Here is a 5,902-nt window from a genome sequence, read left to right on the forward strand (position 1 = left end):
ACCGTTTGAGCCTGAAGTCGTCCTTGCCTAGGCAAGGACAACACGGTATCTACAACGGCAGAGGCAACCGCCGTCGAGCAAGTTCGACGCTACACAACCGGTGCCAGCGGTACCGAGAAACTGCGCTTCAACGTGCCCAGCGCCACCGAGGTGCGGAAGCGCTCGATGTTGTCATCGCCACCAAACAGCCGCTCGGTAATCGCCTCGTACTCTTCCATCGAGGCCGCAGAAAGCAGCAGCAGGAAATCACCGTCGCCGGTGATCGAATAGCACTGCTGCACGGCCGGGTCGTCCTGCACGCGGCGTCGGAACGGGGCCACCTTGTCGCGCTGTTCGCTGACCACACGCACCTCGACGATGATGGTCAGTGGTCGCCCGACCTTCGCGGCGTCGACCACGGCCACATTGGCGGCGATCACGCCGTTTTCCTGCAGGCGCTTGATGCGCCGCTGCACGGCAGGCGTGGACAGATGCACGGCCTCGGCGATCTGCCGCTGTGGCAGGGCATTGTCCTGCTGCAGCACGTCGAGGATGGCGCGGTCAAAGCTGTCCAGCACGGGGACGGTGGCCATGGTGAGCAGAAATTGCACGGACGGGCTGTCAATTGAGCCAAGTGCTCGCTGCCGGCGCAATAGACTGGGCGCATGCAGACTTCCCGATTCGCGCCCCTGTTGCCGGCGCTCGCCGTGCTTGGTTCGGTGACCGCGCTGGCAATCGGCACCTCCTATGCCAAACACCTGTTCCCGCTGGTGGGGGCGCAGGGCACCAGTGCTCTGCGCGTGGGATTTTCCGCGCTGTTGCTGCTGCTGTTCTGGCGGCCCTGGCGCTGGAAGACCCGCCGCGTGGACGCGATGACCATCCTGCGCTACGGGCTGACCCTGGGCCTGATGAACCTGCTGTTCTACATGGCCATCCGCACCATTCCCTTTGGCATCGCCGTGGCCATCGAGTTCACCGGTCCGCTGACAGTGGCGATGCTGTCCTCGCGGCGGCCAATCGATTTCCTCTGGGTGGGCTGCGCGCTGGTGGGGTTGTTGCTGCTGCTGCCGCTGGGCGGCGGGCCGGCGCTGGACCCGGCCGGCGTGCTCTATGCGATGGGTGCGGCAGCGTGCTGGGGCCTGTACATCGTGTTCGGCAAGCGCGCCGGTCACCTGCATGCCGGGCATACGGTCTCGCTGGGGTTGCTGGCCGCTTCGCTGGTGGTGGTGCCGGTGGGCGTGGCCCATGCGGGGATGGCGCTGCTGAAGCCGGAGATCCTGCTGGCGGTGAAGGCGCACTACGTGCTGCTGAACATCGAAGCCGACCAGGCCGTTCTGAGCGAACTGACTGAAAGCTTCCGCTTCAACGACGCCGTGCTGCGCAACCTGGTCATCAAGCGTGACGAGGCTGACACCGAGCAGTCGCTGATCATGAAGAGCAAGGACGAGAAGGGTGACAAGCCGGAGCGCGGTGAGCGCCGTCGTCGTGACGACGAAGAAGGCGAGTCCACCACCACCGCTGACAACGAAGCCGGCGACGACGCCGCTTCCGCCGCCTAAGGAGCCTTCCCATGTCCAAGTTCTTCCGTCGCCGCAAGTTCTGCAAGTTCACGGCTGAAGGTGTGAAGGAGATCGACTACAAGGATCTCAACACCCTGCGCCAGTACCTGACCGAGAACGGCAAGATCGTGCCGAGCCGCGTCACCGGTACCAAGTCGAAGTACCAGCGTCAGCTGGCGACCGCCGTCAAGCGCGCTCGCTTCCTGGCCCTGATCCCGTACACCGACAACCACGACGTCTGATGCCCGGCGGGGGCGGCCCGGTGCCGCCCCCGCTGTGCCAGCTATTCGGACAGCCTTTGTTGCGGGGCATGGCCTCGCTAACGAATAACTTATCTGGAGCAATACCATGCAGCTGATCCTCCTGCAGAAAGTCACCAACCTCGGCAACCTGGGCGACCTGGTCGACGTGAAGCCGGGCTACGGCCGTAACTTCCTCGTGCCGCAGGGCAAGGCCGTTCCGGCCACCGAGAGCAACAAGGCCGAGTTCGAAGCCAAGCGCGCCGAATACGAAGCCAAGGCCCAGGCCATCCACGCCGACGCTGATGCCCGCAAGGCCAAGCTGGAAGGCGCGAGCGTGACCATCGCCGCCAACGCTTCGACCGAAGGCAAGCTGTACGGCTCGGTCGGCGCCCGCGAAATCGCCGATGCCTTCACCGCTGCCGGCCTGCCGCTGAGCAAGAGCGAAGTCATCCTGGGCGAAGGCGCCTTCCGCAACATCGGTGAGTACGACGTCCTGGTGCACCTGCACGCCGACGTCGAAACCACCGTCAAGGTTGTGGTAGAAGCCGAAAAGGCCTGATCCCACGCCGAAAGGCCTGGTGTCACCAGAACGGGCGCCCGCGAGGGTGCCCGTTTTGTTTTTGTGGGCCCGCCGGTGCTGCGGCCGGGCCGGGTCATGTTCCACGCCCCTCGCAGCCCCTGTCTCGTAGAACACGGCCACATCGGTATACTCAGGGCGTCACGCCCGTTCCACGGCCAGCGATCCGAGCAGGATCAATGACTTGGAGGGTAAGCAGGCCGCTCGGCGGCCCCAGTCCGGAACCTCTATGCGTCTTTCCACGATCAAGCTGTCCGGCTTCAAGTCGTTCGTCGATCCGACCACCCTGCACCTGCCGACCAACAAGACCGGCGTGGTGGGGCCCAATGGCTGCGGCAAGTCGAACATCATCGACGCCGTGCGCTGGGTCATGGGCGAAAGCTCGGCCAGCCGCCTGCGTGGCGACTCGTTGACCGACGTGATCTTCTCCGGTTCCAACGCCCGCAAGCCGGTGTCACAGGCGACCGTCGAGCTGATCTTCGATAATTCGGACCACACGATTTCCGGCGAGTACGCCTCGTTCAACGAAATCTCGGTCAAGCGCACGGTCAGCCGTGACGGCAGCAGCAACTATTATCTCCACGGCACCAAGTGCCGCCGCCGCGACATCACCGATCTGTTCCTTGGCACCGGCCTTGGCCCGCGCAGTTACTCGATCATCGAGCAGGGCATGATCAGCCAGATCATCGAGGCGCGGCCGGAAGACCTGCGCGTGTACCTGGAAGAAGCCGCGGGCATTTCCAAGTACAAGGAGCGCCGCAAGGAAACCGAAACCCGCATCCGCCACACCCGTGAGAACCTGGACCGCCTGGGCGACCTGCGCGACGAGATCAGCAAGCAGCTCGAACACCTCAAGCGCCAGGCGCGGCAGGCCGAGCAGTACCAGGCGCTGCAGGAAGAGCGCCGGGTCAAGGATGCCGAGTGGAAGACCCTGGAATTCCGTGGGCTGGACGGCCGTCTGTCCAAGCTGCGCGAAGGGCTGTCGCAGGAAGAAACCAAGCTGCAGCAGCTGATTGCCGACCAGCGTGAAGCCGAAGCCCGCATTGAAACCTCGCGCGTGCGCCGCGAAGAGGCGGCCGATGCGCTGAACACCGCGCAGGCCGCGGTCTACCAGGTCGGCAGTACGCTGGCGCGCGTGGAACAGCAGATCCAGCACCAACGCGAACTGTCGCAGCGCCTGCACAAGGCGCGCGACGAAACCCGGCAGGCGTTGTCCGAACTTGGCCAGCACATCAGCGGCGACGAAGCCAAGCTGGGCGTGCTGCGCGACGCCGTCGACGACGCCACCCCGCAGCTGGAAGCGCTGCAGGAAGAGAACGAAATCAAGCAGGAGAGCCTGCGCGAGGCCGAGGACCGGCTGGCCAGCTGGCAGCAGCGCTGGGAACAGCACACCTCGCAGAGCTCGGAAGCGTCGCGTGCCGGCGATGTCGAACGCACCCGCGTGGACTACCTGGACAAGCAGATCCTCGACGCTGACCGCCGCCGCGAAGCGCTGGCCGCCGAGCGAGCCGGGCTGGACGTGGACGCGCTGGAAGAAGCCTTCGAGCAGCTGTTCCAGCAGCACGAAACGCAGAAGACCGCGCTGGATGAACTCGGCGAAGACGTTGAACGCCGAAAGCAGGGCGTGACTGCCGTGCAGGAACAGCAGCGCGCCGGCCAGAATGAACTGGCCGAGCTGCGCAAGCAGGCCAATGGCCTGCGCGGCCGCCTGGCCTCGCTGGAAACTCTTCAGCAGGCCGCACTCGGCCAGGAGCAGGGCGCCGCCGTAGCGTGGCTGAAGACCCATGGGCTGGACTCGGCCGCGCGCGTGGGCGAACGCCTGGACGTTGATGCCGGCTGGGAAAACGCCGTGGAAAGCGCGCTCGGCCAGCTGATTGAAGGCGTGCTGGTCGATGATCCGGTGCGCCTGGTCGACGCACTGGCCGAGCTCGGCGACGGCCGCATTGCGCTGGTGGCCGACGACGTCGGCGAGCTGAAGGTAGCGCCGACCTCGCTGGCTGCACGCGTGCGTGGTCCGGCCGCCATCCGCCGCCTGCTGGCGCACCTGCACGGTGCCAGGGATCTGGCCGAGGCCAAGGCGCTGCAGGCCGGCCTGCCCGAAGGCGACTCCATCATCACCCAGGGCGGCGAACGCCTGGGCCAGGGCTGGCTGCGCGTGTCGCGCTCCGGCGCGGCGCAACAGGGTGCACTGCTGCGCGAACGCGAGATCAACGAACTGCGCGAGCAGATTGAACAGCTGCAGGACCGGGAGGCCGCGCTGGAAGAGCAGCTGGCCGACTTCCGTGACCAGCTGCTGGCGGCGGAGCAGCAGCGCGAGGACGCGCAGCGTACGCTGTACCAGGCCCATCGCGCGGTGTCCGAACTGGCCGGCCAGCTGCAGGGCCAGCAGGGCAAGGTGGAAGCGGCGCGCACCCGCATTGATCGCATCGAAGGCGAGCTGGCGCAACTGCTGGAAACGCTGGACGTCAATCGCGAACAGGCGCGCGAAGCGCGTTCGCGGCTGGAGAATGCGGTCAGCAGCATGGGTGATCTGGAATCAACCCGGCAGGGTCTGGAAAGCGAACGTCGCCAGCTGACCGAGGCACGTGACCTGGCCCGCGAAGCCGCACGTGCCGTGCGCGAGCGCGCGCATTCGCTGGCCCTGACCCTGGAATCGCAGCGTGCCCAGGTGGCATCGCTGAGCCAGGCGCTGGAGCGCATGAGCACCCAGCGCGGGCAGCTCGATTCGCGCCTGGGCGAACTGCATTCGCAGCTGGACGAGGGCGATTCGCCGGTCGAATCCCTGCAGGCCGAACACCAGAACGCGCTGGAAGATCGCGTGCGTGCCGACCGCGTGCTGACCGAAGCGCGCACGCTGCTCGATGGCATCGACGCTGAACTGCGCAACTACGAGCAGACCCGCCACCAGCGTGACGAACAGGCGCTGGCCCAGCGCGAGCGCATTTCCCAGCGCAAGCTCGACCAGCAGGCGCTGGTGCTCAGTGCCGAGACCCTGCAAGGGGCGGTGGAAAAGGCCGGCTTCGTCCTGCAGGACGTGCTGAACGCACTGCCTGATGATGCCCGCCTGGGTGACTGGGAACAGGCCGTGCACCAGATCGATGGGCGCATGCGTCGGCTGGAGCCGGTCAACCTGGCCGCGATCCATGAGTATGGCGAAGCCTCGCAGCGTTCGGACTATCTGGACGCCCAGCACACCGACCTGACCACGGCGCTGGAAACCCTGGAAGACGCCATCCGCAAGATCGACCGCGAAACCCGTGGCCGCTTCAAGGACACCTTCGACCGCGTCAACGCGGGCGTGCAGGCGCTGTACCCGCGCCTGTTCGGCGGCGGCCATGCCTATCTGGAACTGACCGGCGAAGACCTGCTCGATACCGGCGTGACCATCATGGCGCGCCCGCCGGGCAAGCGCGTGTCCAGCATCTCGCTGCTGTCCGGTGGCGAGAAGGCGATGACCGCGGTGGCGCTGGTGTTCGCCATCTTCCAGCTCAACCAGCCGCGGTGGCCTGGCGGTGAACGTCATCGAGTGCTGAGGGCCGCGCGGT

General features: G+C 66.2%; 5 protein-coding genes. 4 read left to right on the forward strand and 1 reads right to left on the reverse strand.

Features of this window, described 5'->3' with window-relative positions; genetic code table 11:
• Positions 1 to 89 precede the first annotated feature (89 nt).
• Entirely contained in the window at positions 90 to 572 is a 483-nt protein-coding gene (locus ACQKDV_RS17900; protein WP_427785538.1) for an Lrp/AsnC family transcriptional regulator, read from the reverse strand.
• Between the two features lie 660 nt (positions 573 to 1,232).
• On the opposite strand from ACQKDV_RS17900, the gene ACQKDV_RS17905 reads away from it, so the two are divergent.
• The 4 genes from ACQKDV_RS17905 to smc all read left to right on the forward strand — a co-directional run.
• On the forward strand, positions 1,233 to 1,538 hold the full coding sequence (locus ACQKDV_RS17905) for a 30S ribosomal protein S6 (RefSeq protein WP_427785540.1): 306 nt from the start codon (positions 1,233 to 1,235) through the stop codon (positions 1,536 to 1,538).
• An 11-nt stretch (positions 1,539 to 1,549) separates the two neighbouring features.
• Positions 1,550 to 1,780: a 30S ribosomal protein S18 gene (gene rpsR / locus ACQKDV_RS17910; protein ID WP_002804494.1), complete on the forward strand. Its 231-nt coding sequence runs from the start codon at positions 1,550 to 1,552 to the stop codon at positions 1,778 to 1,780.
• 106 nt (positions 1,781 to 1,886) lie between these two features.
• The gene (gene rplI, locus ACQKDV_RS17915; protein ID WP_108765551.1) at positions 1,887 to 2,339 is read left to right on the forward strand and encodes a 50S ribosomal protein L9; all 453 of its coding nucleotides are present in this window, start codon (positions 1,887 to 1,889) and stop codon (positions 2,337 to 2,339) included.
• Positions 2,340 to 2,586: 247 nt separating this feature from the next.
• Positions 2,587 to 5,902: chromosome segregation protein SMC (smc, locus tag ACQKDV_RS17920; protein ID WP_427785539.1), on the forward strand; the 3,316-nt coding region annotated here is incomplete at its 3' end.

It is taken from the genome of Stenotrophomonas sp. NPDC077659, from assembly GCF_050268705.1.
Lineage (GTDB): Bacteria > Pseudomonadota > Gammaproteobacteria > Xanthomonadales > Xanthomonadaceae > Stenotrophomonas.